The sequence below is a fragment of the Streptomyces sp. NPDC043867 genome, assembly GCF_056435845.1.
Genome location: NZ_JBWKDS010000026.1, coordinates 1 through 19,824 on the forward strand (window position 1 = coordinate 1; position 19,824 = coordinate 19,824).

Below are 19,824 nucleotides of genomic sequence, written 5' to 3' on the forward strand. Positions count from 1 at the left end.
CCTCCGCCTTGCAGCTGTACGCGCCAGACCCCGCTCGGGTCGGTCAGGACGAACCGTCGGTCACAGCCAGCCTGATCCAAACGACAGGCCCTAGCCCCGAGCACGGGTGAGTTCTTGACCGGGGGTGACCCGGAGCACGCGTGAGTCCGGGGCCCGGGGTGACCCGGAGAACGGGTCACCCATTACCGCGGGTGAGCCTGAACCGGGGTGACCCCGTGCCCGCGTGCGCCCGTTTCCAGGTGACCCGAAAAATCAGGTGACCCCGAGTCCCGGGGTGAGCCCAAACCGGGGTGAGCCACAGATGTGGGTGAGCTCCCCCTGTGGGCCTGTCCCCGGCGTATCCCGGCTGTTGACAAGGCTTTTTCGCCCCCTCCGCCCCTACCCGTCCCGTACCTGGGGGCTCCGCCCCCAGACCCCCGTATCGGCCTGGCGGCCTCGTCCTCAAACGCCGGACGGGCTGAAAGACACCAGTCGCGGCAGAGACAGAAAGCCGCCGGCCGCCGCACGGGCCGCATGAGCAGCAACCCCTGCCAAGGCTGGAAGGCCGCAGCCGCTCCACGGACCGAACGGCCGAGCCGTCAACGGCCCGAAGGCCCAGCCGTCGAACGGGCGGAGAGACAGAGCCGTCGACCGGGCCGAAGGCCGAGCCGTCGACCGGCCGAAAGACCGAGCCGTCGACCGGCCGAAAGACCGAGCCGTCGACCGGGCGGAAAGACAGAGCCGTCGACCGGCCGAAAGACCGAGCCGTCGACCGGGCGGAAAGACAGAGCCGTCGACCGGGCCGAAATCCCGCCCCCACAGCCCCCCAGCACACCCCCAGCCCCCCAGCACACCCCCAGCCCCCCAACACGCCCCTCCGCACCCCAAGGCCCCGGCGCGTCCCTCCCGTGACACAACCGAAGGCCCCGGTCTCCCCTCCTGGGGAAGGAGAGGTGACCGGGGCCTTCGAAGCAAGCTCTGTGGATCCACGCCCGCGTGGCGAACGCAGGTCGCGCGTGGGTCCGGGGGTGTCGGGTTGGGAGCGGAGAGAGAGGGCCCGCTCGGGTCCAGCCGACGGTCAAGTCAGGGGATGAGCCCGGATGGGCTCAGCCGACTCAGCCCTTGAGGGAAGCGACCTTGGAAGCAAGCGCCGACTTCTTGTTGGCGGCCTGGTTCTTGTGGATGACGCCCTTCGAGACGGCCTTGTCGAGCGCGCGCGACGCGTCGCGCGTGTACTCGGTGGCCTTCTCGACGTCACCCGCGGCAGCGGCCTCGCGGGCCTTGCGGATCGCGGTCTTCAGGGAGGACTTGACGGCCTTGTTGCGCAGCCGAGCCTTCTCGTTGGTCTTGATCCGCTTGATCTGGGACTTGATGTTCGCCACGAATGAGCCTTTTCAGGTTCAGGCGCGCGAGGGCAGGCCTCACGCGCCGGTGATTGATCTTCGAGTAGCCCACCGGTGAACCGGCGGAGCTGCTGCCCCGCCGGTCGCCCGGCGAAGCCGATACCCCGCCGGTGAACCGGAGGAGCCGTCTGTGCCTCGTGCAGAGAGGGCATGAGACACAGCCACCCAGGCTACCAGTCGTCCCAGGAGCGGCCCAAACCGGTCGCAGCTCCCCGCCCGTGGGACCATGGAGCCTACGTATCGATCCGACCCGAGGCGACAGGCGCCTCAAGAGACAGGACCCTGCGTGCCCGCGACCCCTAACCATGTGCCCGAGCCGAGCCGTACCGCCCCGGCTCTGATCCGCAATTTCTGCATCATCGCGCACATCGACCACGGCAAGTCCACGCTCGCCGACCGGATGCTCCAGCTGACCGGGGTGGTCGAGCAGCGTCAGATGCGTGCTCAGTACCTCGACCGGATGGACATCGAGCGCGAGCGCGGCATCACGATCAAGTCCCAGGCGGTCCGGCTGCCCTGGGCGCCCACCGAGGACCCGGGCAGGACCCACATCCTCAACATGATCGACACCCCCGGGCACGTCGACTTCACGTATGAGGTCTCGCGGTCCCTCGCCGCCTGTGAGGGCACGGTCCTCCTGGTCGACGCGGCCCAGGGCATCGAGGCGCAGACCCTCGCCAACCTCTACCTGGCGATGGAGAACGACCTCACCATCGTCCCGGTGCTGAACAAGATCGACCTGCCGGCCGCCCAGCCCGAGAAGTTCTCCGAGGAGCTGGCCAATCTCATCGGCTGCCAGCCCGAGGACGTGCTCAAGGTCTCGGCGAAGACCGGCGTCGGCGTGGACGCGCTGCTGGACCGGGTGGTCCGTGACGTCCCGGCCCCGGTCGGCGTCGCGGACGCGCCCGCCCGGGCGATGATCTTCGACTCGGTCTATGACTCCTACCGTGGCGTGGTCACGTACGTCCGTGTCATCGACGGCCAGCTCAACAAGCGCGAGCGCATCAAGATGATGTCGACCGGCGCCACGCACGAGCTGCTGGAGATCGGCGTCTCGTCCCCCGAGATGACCCCGGCCGACGGCATCGGCGTCGGCGAGGTGGGCTACATCATCACCGGCGTGAAGGACGTCCGTCAGTCCAAGGTCGGTGACACGATCACCAGCAAGGAGAAGGGCGCCACCGAAGCCCTCGGCGGGTACAAGGACCCCAAGCCGATGGTCTTCTCCGGCCTCTATCCCCTGGACGGCTCGGACTACCCCGACCTCCGTGAGGCGCTGGACAAGCTCCAGCTCAACGACGCGGCCCTGGTCTACGAGCCCGAGACCTCCGCGGCCCTCGGTTTCGGCTTCCGCGTCGGCTTCCTCGGCCTGCTGCACCTCGACGTCATCCGTGAGCGCCTGGAGCGCGAGTTCAACCTCGAACTCATCGCCACCGCGCCCAACGTGGTCTACCGCGTGATCATGGAGGACGGGAAGGAGCACACGGTCACCAACCCGAGCGAGTTCCCCGAGGGCAAGATCGACAAGGTCTTCGAGCCGGTCGTCCGGGCCACGATCCTCGCTCCCAGTGAGTTCATCGGCTCGATCATGGAGCTCTGCCAGACCCGTCGCGGCACCCTTCTCGGGATGGACTACCTCTCCGAGGACCGCGTCGAGATCCGCTACACGCTTCCCCTCGCCGAGATCGTCTTCGACTTCTTCGACAACCTGAAGTCCAAGACCCGCGGCTACGCGTCCCTGGACTACGAGCCCACCGGCGAGCAGGACGCCCAGCTGGTGAAGGTCGACATCCTGCTCCACGGCGACCGCGTCGACGCCTTCTCCGCCGTCACGCACCGGGACGCGGCCTACGCGTACGGAGTACGCCTCGTCGCCAAGCTGCGCGAGCTGATCCCGCGCCAGGCCTTCGAGATCCCCGTCCAGGCCGCCATCGGTTCGCGGGTCATCGCCCGCGAGACCATCCGCGCCATCCGCAAGGACGTCCTCGCCAAGTGCTACGGCGGTGACATCTCCCGGAAGCGGAAGCTGCTGGAGAAGCAGAAGGAGGGCAAGAAGCGGATGAAGATGGTGGGATCCGTGGAGGTTCCGCAGGAGGCCTTCATCGCCGTGCTCTCCAGTGACGAGAACGCCGGCTCGGGCAAGGCCAAGAAGTAGCCCGTACGGCCGAGAAGCAGCTGTCCAAACAGGGACAAAGCCCGGAAACGGACCGGGTGCAGGGGGCCTGTTCCGCGTGTGCGGGGCGGGCCCCCTTGCGCATGCGGCCGGTTGCTCTCTGTAGGAAGTGACAGGCCGCTGCCCCTTACGTACCGGCCGGTCGGGCCTTACTCTGATCTCTGCTCGGTAGTTACTCACGAGTTAAACAAGGCGCCGTGAGTGACGACAACACAGCCGCAACCAGCCAGCCGCACAGCAGTCGACCGAGCCAGTCGCACGCACTGTCGCGGGCCCCGGAGGATGTCGTGAGCGACACACAGACCCTGATCGAGAACCGTCCGCCCTCCGTGGCGGCGGTCTTCCTGGAGCGCGTGGCGGCCACGCCCGACGCCGAGGCCTATCGCTACCCCGTGCCATCGGCCGCCGGCGGGGGGCCGGACGAATGGAAGTCGCTGAGCTGGGCGCAGGCGGCCGAGCGGGTCTACGCCATCGCGGCCGGCCTGATCGAGCTGGGGTTGCAGCCGGAGCAGCGCGTCGCGCTCGCCTCCTCGACCCGGGTCGAGTGGATCCTCGCCGACCTCGGCATCATGTGCGCGGGCGCGGCCACGACGACCGTGTATCCGCAGACGAACGCGGAGGAGTCCGCGTTCATCCTGTCCGACTCGGAGAGCAGGGTCCTGATCGCGGAGGACGCCGCGCAGGTCGTCAAGGCGCGTGCCAAGCGGGCTGAGCTGCCCGAGCTGGCCCATGTCGTGGTGATCGACCCCACCGGTGTGGACACCTCCGAGGACGAGGGCGACTGGGTGCTGTCGCTCGCCGAGCTGGAGGCGCGCGGCGCCGCGTACCTGGAGAAGAACCCCGACCTGATCACGAAGAAGGTCGGTGCGATCACCCCCGGCCAGCTCGCCACGCTGATCTACACCTCGGGCACCACCGGCCGTCCCAAGGGCGTCCGGCTGCCGCACGACAACTGGTCGTACATGGCCAAGGCGACCGTGGCCACCGGGCTGATCACCAGCGACGACGTGCAGTACCTGTGGCTGCCGCTCGCGCACGTCTTCGGCAAGGTGCTCACCTCCGGCCAGATCGAGGTCGGCCACGTCACCGCCGTCGACGGCCGGGTGGACAAGATCATCGAGAATCTGCCGGTGGTGCAGCCGACGTACATGGCGGCCGTGCCGCGCATCTTCGAGAAGGTCTACAACGGGGTCGCGGCCAAGGCGCGGGCCGGCGGCGGCGCCAAGTACAAGATCTTCCAGTGGGCGGCCGAGGTCGCCCGCGAGTACGCGAAGGTCAGCCAGGACAACTTCCGGCGCACCGGTGTCGCCTCCGTCCCGCTCGCTCTGGGCGCCAAGCACAAGGTCGCCGACAGGCTCGTCTTCGCCAAGATCCGCGAGGCCTTCGGCGGCAACCTGCGCGCCTGCGTCTCCGGCAGCGCCGCGCTCGCCCCGGAGATCGGCTACTTCTTCGCCGGCGCCGGCATCCACATCCTGGAGGGCTACGGCCTCACCGAGTCCTCCGCGGCCTCCTTCGTGAACCCCGGTGAGGCCTACCGCACCGGCACCGTCGGCAAGCCGCTGCCCGGCACCGAGGTGCGCATCGCGGACGACGGCGAGATCCTGCTGCGCGGCCCCGGCATCATGGAGGGCTACCACCGGCTGCCCGAGAAGACCGCCGAGGTACTGGAGTCCGACGGCTGGTTCCACACCGGCGACATCGGCGAGCTGTCCCCGGACGGGTACCTGCGGATCACCGACCGCAAGAAGGACCTCATCAAGACGTCCGGCGGCAAGTACATCGCGCCCGCCGAGGTCGAGGGCCAGTTCAAGGCCGTGTGCCCGTACGTCTCCAACATCCTCGTGCACGGAGCCGACCGGAACTTCTGCACCGCGCTCATCGCCCTCGACGAGCCGTCGATCCTGGACTGGGCGAAGGAGAACGGGCTGGAGGGCAAGTCGTACGCCGAGGTCGTCGCGGCCCCGGTGACGGTCGCGATGGTCGAGGGCTACGTGAAGGAGCTCAACGACGGTCTCCAGCGCTGGCAGACCATCAAGAAGTTCCGTCTGCTGCCGCGCGACCTGGACGTCGAGCACGGGGAGATCACCCCGAGCCTGAAGCTGAAGCGTCCGGTCGTCGAGCGGGAGTACAAGCACCTCATCGACGAGATGTACGCGGGCTCGCGCGAGGCGTAGCCCCCGGTGTGGCGGGTCCGGAGACGTCCGGGCCCGCGCACGCGGACGAGGCGCGGCCGGCGTGCTGGACAATGGAGGACATGCCTTCCGCACTCCCCGACGGTGAGCCCGTCCCCGACGACGGGGCGCTGCCCGCGCACGCCCTCGCCGGGGCCGCCGAGCGCGCTCTCGGGTTCTACCTCCACGTCCCGTACTGCGCGACCCGCTGCGGCTACTGCGACTTCAACACCTACACGGCCACCGAGTTGCGGGGCAGCGGAGGCGTGCTCGCCTCCCGCGACAACTACGCGTCGACCCTGACCGACGAGGTCCGGCTGGCGCGCAAGGTGCTCGGCGACGACCCGCGCCCCGTCCGCACGGTCTTCGTCGGCGGCGGGACGCCCACGCTGCTGGCCGCCGACGATCTCGTACGGATGCTGGGCGCGATCCGCGACGAGTTCGGGCTCGCGGACGACGCGGAGATCACCACGGAGGCGAACCCCGAGTCGGTCGACCCCGCCTACCTCGCCACCCTGCGCGCCGGCGGCTTCAACCGGATCTCCTTCGGCATGCAGAGCGCCCGGCAGCACGTCCTGAAGGTGCTCGACCGCACGCACACGCCCGGCCGGCCCGAGGCCTGCGTCGCCGAGGCGCGCGCGGCGGGCTTCGACCACGTGAACCTCGACCTGATCTACGGCACCCCGGGGGAGACCGACGACGACTGGCGGGCCTCGCTCGACGCGGCCCTCGGGGCGGCACCCGACCACGTCTCGGCGTACGCGCTGATCGTCGAGGAGGGCACCCAGCTGGCCCGCCGCATCCGTCGCGGGGAGGTCCCCATGACGGACGACGATGTCCACGCGGACCGGTATCTCATCGCCGACGAGGTGCTCTCGGCAGCCGGTTTCGACTGGTACGAGGTCTCGAACTGGGCTACGTCCGACGCGGGGCGCTGCCTGCACAACGAGCTGTACTGGCGCGGCGCCGACTGGTGGGGCGCGGGACCCGGGGCCCACAGCCATGTGGGCGGGGTGCGCTGGTGGAACGTGAAGCATCCCGGCGCGTACGCCGGGGCGCTGGCCGCGGGGAGGTCGCCCGGGGCGGGGCGTGAGCTGCTGTCCGCGGAGGACCGCCGGGTCGAGCGGATCCTGCTGGAGCTGCGGCTGCGGGAGGGCTGTCCGCTGGCGCTGCTGCGGCCGGACGGGCTGGCCGCGGCTCGGCGCGCGCTGGCGGGTGGGCTGCTCGAGAGCGGGCCGTACGGGGGCGGGCGGGCTGTGCTCACCCTGCGGGGGCGGTTGCTCGCGGACGCGGTGGTCCGCGACCTGGTGGACTGACCCGGGGGCGCTGCCCCCGGACCCCCGTATCGGCCTGACGGCCTCGTCCTCAAACGCCGGACGGGCTGAAATCCCTGCCTCGGCCTGCCCCGGGGGCCGCGGTGTCGCGCTCGTCCTCGAAACGCCGGACGGGCTGAAATCCCAGCCTCGGCCCGCCCCGGGGGCCGCGGTGTCGCGCTCGTCCTCGAAACGCCGGACGGGCTGAAATGTCCTCCGCTGTCGCGGGGCTACTCCGGGGCCGTGACGAAGTCGATGAGTTCTTCCACGCGGCCGAGGAGTTCCGGCTCCAGGTCCTTGTAGGAGCGGACCCGGGACAGGATGTGCTGCCAGGCCGCGCCGGTGTTCTCCGGCCAGCCCAGGGCCCGGCAGACGCCGGTCTTCCAGTCCTGGCCGCGCGGGACCCGGGGCCACGCGGGGATGCCGACCGAGGACGGCTTCACGGCCTCCCAGATGTCGATGTACGGATGGCCCACCACGAGCGCGTGCTCGCTGGTGACCGCCTCCGCGATCCGGAACTCCTTCGAGCCGGGGACCAGGTGGTCGACGAGGACGCCGAGCCGGGCGTCCGGTCCGGGACCGAACTCCTCGACGACGGACGGCAGGTCGTCGACGCCCTCCAGGTACTCGACGACGACGCCCTCGATGCGCAGGTCGTCGCCCCACACCCGCTCCACGAGCTCGGCGTCGTGCCGGCCCTCGACGTAGATGCGGCCGGCCCGGGCCACGCGGGCGCGGGCGCCGGGCACGGCGACCGAACCGGAGGCGGTGCGGCTGGGGCGGGCCGGTCCGGCGGCCGGCCGGACCAGGGTGACCACCCTGCCCTCCAGCAGGAAGCCCCGCGGCTCCAGCGGGAACACCCGGTGCTTGCCGAAGCGGTCCTCCAGCGTCACCGTGCCCGCCTCGCAGCGGATCACGGCACCGCAGAAACCGGTGCCGGGCTCCTCCACCACCAGACCGGGATCGGCCGGGACCTCCGGCACGGGCTTGGGCTTCTTCCACGGCGGGGTCAGGTCCGGAGAGTACTGGCGCATTCGGATGACGATAGGAGAAGTCGAGCGCCGGAGCCCCCGGCCGCGCCTACGACACGCCGAAGCGGGCGGCCAGCGCGTCCCGCTGGGCCCGGACGAACGCCGCGTCGACCGCGGCCCCGTGCCCCGGCACGTACACGGCGTCCTCGCCCCCGAGGTCCAGCAGCCGGTCCAGCGCCGCCGGCCAGTGGGACGGAACGGCGTCCGGGCCGGCCTGGGGCTCACCCGACTCCTCCACCAGGTCGCCGCAGAAGACGACCTCCGGGCCGCCCGCTCCCGGTACGAGCACCGCCAGGTCGTGCGCGGTGTGGCCGGGACCCACGTTCGCCAGCAGGACCTGCGCCCCGCCGCCCAGCCCGAGGGTCCACTCGCCGGACACGAGGTGGCGGGGGCGGACGAGCAGATCCGCCGCCTCGGCCGCGTCGCGCGGGTCCAGACCGTTGCGCACGGCGTCCGCGCGCAGTTCCTCGCGGCCGTGGTCGAGGACCGTGTCCAGGCCCACCGCGCCGAACACCTCCACTCCGGAGAAGGCGGCGGCGCCGAGGACGTGGTCGAAGTGGGGATGGGTGAGTGCGAGGTGTGTCACACGCAGCCGGGTGCCGAGGAGCCGCCCGGTCTCGGCCCGCAGCCGCGCGCCCTCCGCCAGGCTCGACCCCGCGTCGATCAGGAGCGCGGCACCTTCGCCGACCACGAGCCCCGTGGTGCAGTCCCAGCCCGGCAGGCGGCACCGTCCGACCCGCGGGGCTAGCTGCTCCCACCCCGCCTCTTCCCAAGTCACCTTCACACGGCGACGCTAGCGGCAACGGGGTACGACGGCGCGACATGGCGGGACACGTCCCCGCCCGCGGCGAGGGCGTCACGGGCCCGCCCTTGCCGGGGTCGTACCTCCCCGCCGTACACTGAGCCGGGGAACGCTGGCACTCGCACGCGCTGAGTGCCAGGAAGAAGGCCGCGACGACCACGGTGCCGACATCTGGAGGTGTGCGCGATGCTCAGTGAACGCAGGCTCGAGGTACTGCGCGCCATCGTCCAGGACTACGTCGGGACGGAGGAGCCGGTCGGCTCCAAGGCGCTGACCGAGCGCCACCGGCTGGGGGTCTCCCCGGCCACCGTCCGCAACGACATGGCAGCCCTGGAGGACGAGGGGTACATCGCCCAGCCGCACACCAGCGCCGGGCGCATCCCCACCGACAAGGGCTACCGCCTCTTCGTCGACAAGCTCGCCGGCGTCAAGCCGATGACCGCGCCCGAGCGCCGCGCCATCCAGAACTTCCTCGACGGCGCCGTCGACCTCGACGACGTCGTGGGGCGCACGGTGCGGCTGCTCGCGCAGCTCACCCGGCAGGTCGCCGTCGTCCAGTACCCCTCGCTCACGCGCTCGACGGTGCGGCACGTGGAGCTGCTCTCGCTGGCCCCGGCCCGCGTGATGCTGGTGCTCATCACGGACACCGGCCGGGTCGAGCAGCGCATGATCGACTGTCCGGCGCCCTTCGGTGAGACGTCCCTGGCGGATCTGCGGGCCCGGCTCAACAGCCGGGTCGCGGGCCGCCGTTTCGCGGATGTCCCGCAGTTGGTGCAGGATCTGCCGGAGGCCTTCGAGACCGAGGACCGCGGTACGGTCTCGACGGTGCTCTCCACGCTGCTGGAGGCGCTCGTCGAGGAGAACGAGGAGCGGTTGATGATCGGCGGCACCGCCAATCTCACCCGCTTCGGACATGACTTCCCCCTCACGATCCGGCCGGTTCTCGAAGCCCTCGAGGAGCAGGTCGTGCTTCTGAAGCTGCTGGGGGAGTCGACGGATTCGGGCATGACCGTACGGATCGGTCGCGAGAACGTCCACGAGGGACTCAACTCCACGTCCGTGGTCTCGGTCGGCTACGGTTCGGGCGGCGAGGCAGTCGCAAAACTCGGCGTGGTCGGACCGACCCGCATGGATTACCCGGGAACGATGGGAGCGGTACGCGCAGTGGCACGGTACGTCGGACAGATCCTGGCGGAGTCGTAGGTGGCCACGGACTACTACGCCGTACTCGGCGTGCGCCGCGACGCTTCCCAGGACGAGATCAAGAAGGCGTTCCGGAGGCTCGCCCGCGAGCTGCATCCGGACGTCAATCCCGATCCGAAGACGCAGGAGCGCTTCAAGGAGATCAACGCCGCCTACGAGGTGTTGTCGGACCCGCAGAAGAAGCAGGTCTACGACCTCGGCGGCGACCCGCTCTCGCAGAGCGGCGGCGCGGGCGCGGGCGGCTTCGGCGCCGGCGGCTTCGGGAACTTCTCGGACATCATGGACGCGTTCTTCGGCACGGCGTCGCAGCGCGGCCCGCGGTCGCGTACGCGCCGGGGCCAGGACGCCATGATCCGGCTGGAGATCGACCTCGACGAGGCGGCCTTCGGCACGACCAAGGACATCCAGGTCGACACGGCCGTGGTGTGCACCACGTGCAGCGGCGAGGGCGCGGCCCCCGGGACCTCCGCGCAGACCTGTGACATGTGCCGCGGTCGCGGCGAGGTGTCCCAGGTCACGCGGTCCTTCCTGGGCCAGGTCATGACGTCCCGCCCCTGCCCCCAGTGCCAGGGCTTCGGCACGGTGGTGCCGACGCCGTGCCCGGAGTGCGCGGGCGACGGGCGGGTGCGCTCGCGCCGGACCCTGACCGTGAAGATCCCGGCCGGTGTCGACAACGGCACGCGGATCCAGCTCGCGGGCGAGGGCGAGGTCGGCCCCGGCGGCGGCCCCGCCGGCGACCTGTACGTGGAGATCCACGAGTTGCCGCACGCGCAGTTCCAGCGCCGGGGCGACGACCTGCACTGCACGGTCACCCTCCCGATGACGGCGGCGTCCCTCGGCACGAAGGTGCCGCTGGAGACGCTGGACGGCCTGGAGGAGGTCGACATCCGCCCGGGCACCCAGTCCGGCCAGTCGATCCCGCTGCACGCCCGGGGTGTCACGCATCTGCGCGGCGGCGGCCGGGGCGACCTGATCGTCCACGTCGAGGTCATGACCCCGTCCAAGCTGGACGCGGAGCAGGAGCGCCTGCTGCGGGAACTGGCGAAGCTGCGCGGTGAGGAGCGGCCCACGGGGCAGTTCCAGCCGGGCCAGCAGGGACTGTTCTCGCGGCTGAAGGACGCGTTCAACGGCCGCTGACGGCGCTTGGGGCAGGCCCTCGGGGCCTGCCCGCACGGGTCCGGCCCCTGCCGGCGTCCCGGCGGGACACCCCGTGGGTGCGAGGGGACGGCCCGCTGCTCGCCGGAGACCACCGCACGGCGGGACACCCACTCCGGGCATCGGGGACCGTCCCGGCGGGACCGCCCGGCGGGTGTGAAGCCCCCCCGGAGAGACACATTCCGGTGGCCTGTGCCGGGTGGCCGCCGGATTCGGACTTGTCCGGGGGACGTGACACCATGCCGTCATGTCCTCCGCGCTGACCGATCTCTTTCGGTGTCCGATCGTGCAGGCCCCCATGGCGGGCGGCGTCTCCGTACCGCAGCTGGCCGCCGCCGTGTCCGAGGCCGGCGGGCTCGGCTTCCTCGCCGCCGGATACAAGACGGCCGACGGCATGTACCAGGAGATCAAGCAGCTGCGCGGCCTCACCGGCCGCCCCTTCGGCGTGAACCTCTTCATGCCGCAGCAGGAGCACGCGGACCCGGCCGCCGTCGACGTCTACGCCCATCAGCTCGCCGGTGAGGCCGGCTGGTACGACACCGAGCTCGGCGACCCCGACAGCGGCCGCGACGACGGTTACGACACCAAGCTCGCCGTCCTCCTCGACAATCCCGTGCCGGTGGTCTCCTTCCACTTCGGCTGCCCCACGCCCGAGGTGCTCGCCTCCTTCGCCCGCGTCGGCACCGTGACCATGGTCACGGCGACCACGGCCGAGGAGGCGCAGGCCGTGCAGCGGGCGGGCGCGGACGTCGTGATCGTGCAGGGCGTCGAGGCGGGCGGCCACCAGGGCACCCACCGGGACACCCCGGAGGCGGACGGCGCCGGCATCGGACTGCTCTCGCTGGTCGCCCAGGTCCGGGAGAGCGTCGGTCTGCCGATCGTGGCGGCCGGCGGCATCATGCGCGGCGCGCAGATCGCCGCGGTGCTCGCCGAGGGCGCGAGCGCGGCCCAGCTCGGCACGGCGTTCGTCGCCACCCCGGAGTCCGGTGCCGCGCCCGTGCACAAGCAGGCGCTGACCAACCCCCTGTTCGTCCGCACCGAGCTGACGCGGGCGTTCTCCGGGCGGCCGGCCCGCGGTCTGGTCAACCGCTTCATGCGTGAGCACGGCCCGTACGCCCCCGCCGCCTACCCCGAGGTTCACCACCTCACCTCCCCGCTGCGCAAGGCGGCGGCCAAGGCGGGCGACCCCCAGGGCATGGCGCTGTGGGCCGGGCAGGGCCACCGCATGGCACGCGAACTGCCCGCCGCGCAGCTCGTGGAGGTGCTGGCCGCCGAACTCGACGCCGCTAAAACAGCGTTGTCGTCGTTCCCCGGGGGCGCGGACCGATGACCGCGCCGGTGTTCGTGGTCGAGGACCTCGCGGCCGGCCGGGGCGGACGCTATGTGCTCGACGGTCCCGAAGGACGGCACGCGGTCTCCGTGAAGCGGCTGCGGGCCGGTGAGGACGTCGTCCTCACGGACGGGGCGGGCCGCTGGGCGCAGTGCGTCGTGACGGACACCGAGGGCAAGGACCGGCTGACCGTCCACATGGACGCGGTCGCCGAGGAGCCCGAGGAGTCCCCGCGCATCACTGTCGTGCAGGCCCTCCCCAAGGGCGACCGCGGTGAACTGGCCGTCGAGACCATGACCGAGACCGGCGTGGACCGCGTCGTCCCGTGGGCCGCCTCCCGCTGCATCACGCAGTGGAAGGGCGACCGGGGCCTGAAGGCGCTCGCCAAGTGGCGGGCCACCGCCCGGGAGGCCGGCAAGCAGTCCCGCCGCGTGCGCTTCCCTGAGGTCACGGACGCCATGACGACCAAGCAGGTCGGCGCGCTTCTCGCCACGGCGCAACTCGCGGCGGTGCTGCACGAGGACCGCGAGTACGGCAGCGAGCCGCTGGCGACGGCCGAACTCCCCGCCTCCGGCGAGATCGTGCTGGTCGTCGGCCCCGAAGGCGGCGTCTCCCCGGAGGAGTTGACGCTGTTCTCCGAGGCGGGCGCCAAGGCGTACCGGCTGGGACGCAGCGTGCTGCGCACCTCCACCGCCGGGACCGCGGCGGCCGCCCTGCTGCTGGGCCGCACCGGACGCTGGTCCTGACCGCTCCGGTTCCATACGGCTCCTGCCGCGCGGCTGACACGGCAACTGGCCGCATGCGGTCTACCGCCGGGCCCGGGACGGTGGCACGCTGCCGTGCATGGGCGTTATGAGGCTTTCAAGGCAAGGGGCGGCCCGCAGGCGGATGTTCGGCGCGGCCGGGCTCGGCGCGGTCGCGGTGTTCGGGGTGGCCGCGTGCGAACCGGGCGACGGGCTGAGCGCCGCGTCGGCCGCGTACACGACCGACCAGGCAGGCACCAGGGAACTGGAGCGCCGGGGCGTCGACGTGCAGTGGCTGAGCTGCACCGGCAACTACGGCGACGGCAACAAGGCCGTCACGCCCGGGAAGTCGCCCTCGCCGACCGTGCGCACCGTGGCCGACGTCGACTGCCAGGGGGAGACCCGCAGCGGGCAGGACATCACCATCACGGGCCAGGTCACCCGTGAGATCGACGGCAAGTGCGTACGGGGCGACCTCACCGCCAAGGTCGGCGGCAGACAGCGCTTCCACGTCAGCGTGCTGGGCAACTGCGACGCCGCCGGCACCCCGCCCGTCTCCTACGACCCCCAGCGCCCCGGATCCACCGTGACCGTCACCGAGACCCAGACCATCTGGTGCGAGAACTACCCCTCCTGCCGGCCCGTCCAGGGCAAGTGAGCCGCGCGTGCGCGGGACGGCAAGTGATCCAAACTCCTGCCGGGGCGGCCGGACGCTGCATAGGGTGAACGGGTGACACAGTCCGCACCCCTCGCGTACCTCCGGTTCCCCCACCTGCACGGCGACCACGTCGTCTTCACCGCCGAGGACGACGTCTGGGCCGCCCCGCTCGACACCGCGGGCCGCGCCTGGCGGGTCAGCGCCGACAACGTCCCGGTGAACCATCCGCGCATCTCCCCGGACGGCACCACCGTCGCCTGGACCTCCACCCGGGACGGGGCCCCCGAGGTGCACGCGGCCCCCCTGGACGGCGGCCCCGCCAAGCGGCTCACCCACTGGGGGAGCGACCGGACCCAGGTCCGCGGCTGGACCCCGGAAGGACACGTCCTCGCCCTCAGCACGGCGGGCCAGGCCTCCCTGCGGCGCAGCTGGGCCCGCGCCGTCCCGCTCGACGGCGGACCCGCCGCCACCCTCCCGTACGGGCCCGTCGGCGACGTCGCCCGCGGGGGCCCCGGCACCGTCCTGCTGTCCGCCCCCATGGGCCGCGAGGCCGCCTGGTGGAAGCGCTACCGCGGCGGCACGGCGGGCAAGCTGTGGATCGACCGCGACGGCGACGGCGAGTTCGTCCGGCTGCACGAGGACCTCGACGGCAACGTCGAATACCCGATGTGGGTGGGGGAGCGCGTCGCGTTCCTGTCCGACCACGAAGGCGTCGGAGCCGTCTACTCCTCCCTCGCCGACGGCTCCGACCTGCGCCGGCACACCGGCGTCGACGGCTTCTACGCCCGGCACGCCGCCACCGACGGCACCCGGATCGTCTACGCGTCCGCCGGTGAACTGTGGCTCCTCGACGACCTCGACGGCGCCGGAGCGCGCAGGCTCGACGTCCGGACCGGCAGCCGGCGCGTCGACCTCCAGCCGCACCCCGTCGACGCGGCCCGCTGGTTCGGCGCGGGCGCGCCCGACCACACCGGACGCGGCAGCGCGATCTCCGTGCGCGGCGCCGTCCACTGGATCACCCACCGCTCCGGCCCCGCCCGCGCGCTCGCCGCCGAACCCGGCGTACGCGCCCGGCTGCCCCGCACCTTCCGCGCCGACGGCGAGGAGTACGTGGTGTGGGTGACCGACGCCGAGGGCGACGACGCCCTCGAGTTCGCGCCCGCCACCGGGGCCGCGCCCGGCGCCGCCCCGCGCCGCCTCGCCGCCGGCCGGCTGGGCCGGGTCCTCGGGCTCGCCATGGCACCCGACGGCAGCCGCGCCGCCGTCGCCGCCCACGACGGGCGCGTCCTGCTCGTCGAGCGGGAGACGGGAGAGGTCAGGGAGGTCGACCGCGGCGAGGACGGCGAGGTCTCCGGGCTCGTCTTCTCGCCCGACTCCGCGTGGCTCGCCTGGTCGCACCCCGGCCCGCGCCCGCTGCGCCAGCTCAAGCTCGCCAACACCGCCGACCTGTCGGTGACCGAGGCGACCCCGCTGCGCTTCCGGGACTACGCGCCCGCGTTCACCCTCGACGGCAGGCACCTCGCCTTCCTGTCGGCGCGGTCCTTCGACCCCGTCTACGACGAGCACGTCTTCGACCTCGCCTTCGTCGGCGGGGCCCGGCCCCACCTCATCACGCTGGCCGCGACCACCCCCTCGCCCTTCGGCCCGCAGCGCCACGGCCGCCCCTTCGACGCCCCCGGCAAGGACGAGACACCCGACAGCGAGGGCGCCCCGGCCACCCGGATCGACCTCGAAGGACTCGGCGACCGCATCGTGCCGTTCCCCGTCGAGGCGGCCCGCTACTCCGGGCTGCGGGCCGCCAAGGACGGCCTGCTGTGGCTGCGCCACCCGGTGCGCGGAGTGCTCGGTGCCTCCCGCGCCACCCCCGGCCACCCGGACCCCGGCAGCGACCTGGAGCGTTACGACCTCCTCCAGCAGCGCGTCGAGCATCTCGCCTCGGACGCCGACCACTTCACGGTCAGCGGCGACGGCAAGCGGGTCCTGCTGTGGACCGACGGCAAGCTCAAGGTCGTACCGAGCGACCGCCGCGCCTCGCACGACGACGAGAGCGACAGCAACATCACCGTCGACCTCTCCCGGGTCCACCAGAGCGTCGACCCGGCCGCCGAGTGGCGGCAGATGTACGAGGAGACCGGCCGCCTCATGCGGGACAACTTCTGGCGTCCCGACCTCGGCGGCGTCGACTGAGACGGGATCCTCGCCCGGTACCGGCCGGTCCTGGAGCGCGTCGCCACCCACGACGACCTGGTCGACCTCCTCTGGGAGGTACAGGGCGAACTCGGCACCTCGCACGCCTACGTCACCCCCCGCGGCCGGAACGGCGGGTCACCCGCCCAGGGACTGCTCGGAGCGGACATCTCCCGCCACGAGGACGGCAGTTGGCGCATCGACCGGATCCTGCCCTCGGAGACCTCCGACCCCCGCGCGCAGGCGCCGCTCGCCGCTCCCGGAGTCGCCGTCCGCCCGGGGGACGCCGTCGTCGCGGTCGGCGGCCGGCCGGTCGACCCGGTGGCCGGCCCCGGACCGCTCCTCGTCGGGACGGCGAACAAACCGGTCGAGCTGACCGTCTCCCCGTCCGGCGGCGGCGACCTGCGGCACGCGGTGGTCGTCCCCCTCGACGACGAGGAGCCGCTGCGCTACCACGCCTGGGTCGCCGACCGCCGCGCCCACGTCCACGAGAAGTCCGGCGGACGCCTCGGCTATCTGCACGTGCCGGACATGCAGGCGCCCGGCTGGGCCCAGATCCACCGCGACCTGCGCGTCGAGGTGGCCCGCGAAGGACTCGTCGTCGACGTCCGCGAGAACCGCGGCGGACACACCTCCCAGCTCGTCGTCGAGAAGCTCGCCCGCCGCATCGTCGGCTGGGACGTGCCCCGCGGGCTGCGCCCCTTCAGCTACCCCGAGGACGCGCCGCGCGGCCCCGTCGTCGCGGTCGCCAACGAGTTCTCCGGCTCGGACGGCGACATCGTCAACGCGGCGGTCAAGGCGCTCGGCATCGGCCCCGTGGTCGGCACGCGGACCTGGGGCGGCGTGGTCGGCATCGACAGCCGCTACCGGCTCGTCGACGGCACCCTGGTCACCCAGCCCAAGTACGCGATCTGGCTGGAGGGTTACGAGTGGGGCGTCGAGAACCACGGCGTCGATCCGGACGTCGAGGTCGTCCAGCGGCCCCAGGACCACGCGGCCGGACGTGACGTCCAGCTGGACGAGGCGATCCGCATCGCGCTGGCGGCGCTCGCCGAGAACCCGGCCAAGTCCGCGCCCCCGCTGCCCGAGTTGTGACCCGCCGCGGTCCTCGCCCGGCGGTGGCCCGCCGGCGAGGACCGCTCCGCACGGGGCGCGGGACCGGCGGGCCGCTACGATGCCGTCAACAGTGATCAGCGGGCGCGAGGAGGCACACGCATGTCGGGACAGCCGCAGGACGACTGCCTGTTCTGCAAGATCGTCGCGGGGCAGATCCCGGCGACCGTGGTGCGGGAGACGGACACCACCCTCGCCTTCCGGGACATCAACCCGCAGGCCCCCACCCACATACTGGTGATCCCCAAGGCCCACCACGCCGACGCGGCCGCACTCGCCGCCGCCGAACCGGCGCTCGCGGCCGACGTGCTGCGCGAGGCCGGGGAGATCGCGGCCGAGGAGAAGCTGGACAGCTACCGGATCGTGTTCAACACCGGCAGCGGCGCCGGACAGACCGTCTTCCACACGCACGCCCACCTCCTGGGCGGACGCGGCCTGACGTGGCCTCCCGGGTAAGGACGGCACCCCGCTTTGTCCGTACGTGAACTGGTGGTCCTCGGCACCGCCAGCCAGGTCCCGACCCGGCACCGCAACCACAACGGCTATCTGCTGCGCTGGGACGGCGAGGGCCTGCTCTTCGACCCCGGCGAGGGAACCCAGCGGCAGCTGCTCCGCGCCGGGGTCGCCGCGCACGACCTGAACCGGCTCTGCGTCACGCATTTCCACGGCGACCACTCCCTCGGCCTCGCCGGCGTGATCCAGCGCATCAACCTCGACCGGGTGCCGCACGAGATCACCGCGCACTACCCGCGCTCAGGACAGCGGTTCTTCGACCGGCTCAGGTACGCCACCGCGTACCGCGAGACCGTCGCGCTCACCGAGGCCCCCGTCGACGCCGACGGGGTGCTCGCCACCACCGCCTCCTACACCCTGGAGAGCCGGCGGCTCTCCCACCCCGTGGAGAGCTTCGGCTACCGGCTGGTCGAACCGGACGGCCGGCGCATGCTGCCGGAGCGGCTCGCCGCACACGGGATCACGGGGCCCGACGTCGGACGCCTCCAGCGGGAGGGCACGGTCGGCGGGGTCACCCTCGACGAGGTCAGCGAGGTGCGGCGCGGGCAGCGGTTCGCCTTCGTCATGGACACCCGCCTCTGCGACGGCGTGCACGCGCTCGCCGCGGGCTGCGACATGCTCGTCATCGAGTCCACGTTCCTCGACGAGGACGTGCGACTGGCCACCGACCACGGCCATCTGACCGCCGGTCAGGCCGGGCGGGTCGCGGCGGACGCGGGTGTGCGGCATCTCGTGCTCACCCACTTCAGCCAGCGGTACTCCGAACCCGGGGAGTTCGAGCGGCAGGCCAGGGCCGCCGGGTTCGAGGGGGAGCTGACCGTGGCGCACGATCTCATGAGGGTGCCGGTACCCAGGCGCGGGTGAACGCGCGGAAGCGTGCGCGGGATGAATGCGCCGGGTGAATGCGCTGGTGGCGCGCCGGTTTCGGGTTCGGGACGTCGGGGGAGCGACCGTACGATGCTTCGATGCCCCTCCCCAAAGCTGAACTGCACCTGCACATCGAAGGCACCCTCGAACCGGAGCTCGCCTTCGCGCTCGCCGCACGCAACAGCGTCACGCTGCCGTACGCCGACACCGAAGAGCTACGCCGGGCGTACCTCTTCGACGATCTCCAGACGTTCCTGAACCTGTACTACGAACTCATGGCCGTCCTGCGGACGGAACAGGACTTCACCGACCTCGCCGACGCGTATCTCGCGCGCGCCGCCGCCCAGGGCGTACGGCACGCGGAGATCTTCTTCGACCCGCAGGCCCACCTCGCGCGCGGGGTGGACATGGGCACCGTCGTGGACGGCCTCACCCACGCGCTCGGCCGCAGCGAGGAGACGCACGGCGTCTCCACCCAGCTGATCATGTGCTTCCTGCGGGACGAGTCCGCCGAGTCGGCGCTGCGGACCCTGGAGGCCGCGCGCCCCTACCTCGACCGGATCGTCGGCATCGGCCTCGACTCCGCCGAGGTCGGCCACCCGCCGGCCAAGTTCCGCGAGGTGTACGAGGCCGCCGCCGCGCTCGGACTGCGACGCGTCGCGCACGCGGGCGAGGAGGGGCCGCCCGCCTACATCACCGAGGCGCTCGACGTGCTCGGTGTCGAGCGCATCGACCACGGGCTGCGCTGCATGGAGGACGCCGAGCTGGTCGAACGGCTCGTGCGGGAGCGGGTACCGCTGACGCTGTGCCCGCTGTCCAACGTACGGCTGCGGGCCGTCGACGTCCTGGAGGACCACCCGCTGCCCGCGATGATGGACGCCGGGCTGCTGTGCACCGTCAACTCCGACGACCCCGCCTACTTCGGCGGGTACGTCGGCGACACCTTCCACGCCGTGCACGAGGCGCTCGGCCTCGGTCACGAGCGGCTGCGCGAGCTGGCCCGCAACTCGTTCCTGGCCTCCTTCCTCGAACACGACGAGGAGCGGCGGGCGCGGTACCTCGCCGAGGTCGAGGCGTACGAGTTCCGCCCGGCGGCCGCCGGCACGGAGTAGCCCCGGTGCCCGGTGCCCGGTGGTCCCGGTGCCGAGTGGTCCCCGGCGGCGAGGGCCGTTTGTGCGGGTGG

14 protein-coding genes and 1 pseudogene are annotated in these 19,824 nt (G+C 72.2%); 12 read left to right on the plus strand and 3 right to left on the minus strand.

All coding sequences use genetic code 11. The annotated features are described in order from the left end of the window. Positions 1–1,094: 1,094 nt before the first annotated feature. Entirely contained in the window at positions 1,095–1,361 is a 267-nt protein-coding gene (rpsT, locus tag AC069T_RS24485; protein WP_121403109.1) for a 30S ribosomal protein S20, read from the minus strand. Positions 1,362–1,668: 307 nt separating this feature from the next. Here rpsT and lepA point away from each other — a divergent pair, with 307 nt between their 5' ends. From lepA to hemW, 3 genes are all read left to right on the plus strand, one after another. Continuing rightward, positions 1,669–3,537 (plus strand): translation elongation factor 4, encoded by a 1,869-nt coding sequence (gene lepA / locus AC069T_RS24490; RefSeq protein ID WP_358853740.1) that lies wholly within the window; start codon positions 1,669–1,671, stop codon positions 3,535–3,537. A gap of 305 nt (positions 3,538–3,842) precedes the next feature. Then, positions 3,843–5,729: an AMP-dependent synthetase/ligase gene (locus tag AC069T_RS24495; RefSeq protein WP_478784753.1), complete on the plus strand. Its 1,887-nt coding sequence runs from the start codon at positions 3,843–3,845 to the stop codon at positions 5,727–5,729. Positions 5,730–5,809: 80 nt separating this feature from the next. After that, positions 5,810–7,042 carry a radical SAM family heme chaperone HemW gene (hemW, locus tag AC069T_RS24500; RefSeq protein ID WP_478784754.1) on the plus strand — a complete coding sequence of 411 codons (1,233 nt, stop codon included), beginning with the start codon at positions 5,810–5,812 and terminating at the stop codon, positions 7,040–7,042. 227 nt (positions 7,043–7,269) lie between these two features. On the opposite strand, the gene AC069T_RS24505 is transcribed toward hemW, so the two are convergent. Together AC069T_RS24505 and AC069T_RS24510 are read right to left on the minus strand one after the other, a co-directional pair. After that, on the minus strand, positions 7,270–8,073 hold the full coding sequence (locus tag AC069T_RS24505; protein ID WP_476751605.1) for a DUF3097 domain-containing protein: 804 nt from the start codon (positions 8,071–8,073) through the stop codon (positions 7,270–7,272). Between the two features lie 46 nt (positions 8,074–8,119). Beyond that, the gene (locus AC069T_RS24510; protein ID WP_478784755.1) at positions 8,120–8,854 is read right to left on the minus strand and encodes an MBL fold metallo-hydrolase; all 735 of its coding nucleotides are present in this window, start codon (positions 8,852–8,854) and stop codon (positions 8,120–8,122) included. Positions 8,855–9,058: 204 nt separating this feature from the next. Here AC069T_RS24510 and hrcA point away from each other — a divergent pair, with 204 nt between their 5' ends. From hrcA to AC069T_RS24555, 9 genes and pseudogenes are all read left to right on the plus strand, one after another. Next, the gene (gene hrcA / locus AC069T_RS24515; RefSeq protein ID WP_478784756.1) at positions 9,059–10,075 is read left to right on the plus strand and encodes a heat-inducible transcriptional repressor HrcA; all 1,017 of its coding nucleotides are present in this window, start codon (positions 9,059–9,061) and stop codon (positions 10,073–10,075) included. Further along, entirely contained in the window at positions 10,076–11,212 is a 1,137-nt protein-coding gene (gene dnaJ, locus AC069T_RS24520) for a molecular chaperone DnaJ (protein ID WP_358855901.1), read from the plus strand. Positions 11,213–11,477: 265 nt separating this feature from the next. Continuing rightward, positions 11,478–12,560 (plus strand): nitronate monooxygenase, encoded by a 1,083-nt coding sequence (locus AC069T_RS24525; RefSeq protein WP_478784757.1) that lies wholly within the window; start codon positions 11,478–11,480, stop codon positions 12,558–12,560. Beyond that, a complete protein-coding gene (locus AC069T_RS24530; RefSeq protein WP_478784758.1) occupies positions 12,557–13,306 on the plus strand; it encodes a 16S rRNA (uracil(1498)-N(3))-methyltransferase in 750 nt (249 codons plus the stop codon). The genes AC069T_RS24525 and AC069T_RS24530 overlap by 4 nt, the downstream gene beginning before the upstream one ends. A 106-nt stretch (positions 13,307–13,412) precedes the next feature. Beyond that, positions 13,413–13,961, plus strand: a complete 549-nt coding sequence (locus tag AC069T_RS24535) for a hypothetical protein (RefSeq protein WP_478784759.1) — start codon at positions 13,413–13,415, stop codon at positions 13,959–13,961. 72 nt (positions 13,962–14,033) lie between these two features. Beyond that, positions 14,034–17,243, plus strand: a pseudogene (locus AC069T_RS24540) (S41 family peptidase). A gap of 120 nt (positions 17,244–17,363) precedes the next feature. Next, the gene (locus AC069T_RS24545; RefSeq protein ID WP_478784760.1) at positions 17,364–17,717 is read left to right on the plus strand and encodes a histidine triad nucleotide-binding protein; all 354 of its coding nucleotides are present in this window, start codon (positions 17,364–17,366) and stop codon (positions 17,715–17,717) included. Positions 17,718–17,732: 15 nt separating this feature from the next. Next, positions 17,733–18,638: a ribonuclease Z gene (locus AC069T_RS24550; protein ID WP_478784761.1), complete on the plus strand. Its 906-nt coding sequence runs from the start codon at positions 17,733–17,735 to the stop codon at positions 18,636–18,638. Positions 18,639–18,739: 101 nt separating this feature from the next. Continuing rightward, positions 18,740–19,753 carry an adenosine deaminase gene (locus AC069T_RS24555; RefSeq protein WP_478784762.1) on the plus strand — a complete coding sequence of 338 codons (1,014 nt, stop codon included), beginning with the start codon at positions 18,740–18,742 and terminating at the stop codon, positions 19,751–19,753. Positions 19,754–19,824: the final 71 nt, after the last annotated feature.

Coding starts and splice junctions, on each gene's coding strand:
- hemW (WP_478784754.1), top strand. CDS start 5,810: ATGCCTTCCGCACTCCCCGACGGTGAGCCCGTCCCCGACGACGGGGCG.
- AC069T_RS24505 (WP_476751605.1), bottom strand. CDS start 8,073: ATGCGCCAGTACTCTCCGGACCTGACCCCGCCGTGGAAGAAGCCCAAG.
- AC069T_RS24530 (WP_478784758.1), top strand. CDS start 12,557: ATGACCGCGCCGGTGTTCGTGGTCGAGGACCTCGCGGCCGGCCGGGGC.
- hrcA (WP_478784756.1), top strand. CDS start 9,059: ATGCTCAGTGAACGCAGGCTCGAGGTACTGCGCGCCATCGTCCAGGAC.
- AC069T_RS24545 (WP_478784760.1), top strand. CDS start 17,364: ATGTCGGGACAGCCGCAGGACGACTGCCTGTTCTGCAAGATCGTCGCG.
- AC069T_RS24555 (WP_478784762.1), top strand. CDS start 18,740: ATGCCCCTCCCCAAAGCTGAACTGCACCTGCACATCGAAGGCACCCTC.
- AC069T_RS24525 (WP_478784757.1), top strand. CDS start 11,478: ATGTCCTCCGCGCTGACCGATCTCTTTCGGTGTCCGATCGTGCAGGCC.
- AC069T_RS24535 (WP_478784759.1), top strand. CDS start 13,413: ATGAGGCTTTCAAGGCAAGGGGCGGCCCGCAGGCGGATGTTCGGCGCG.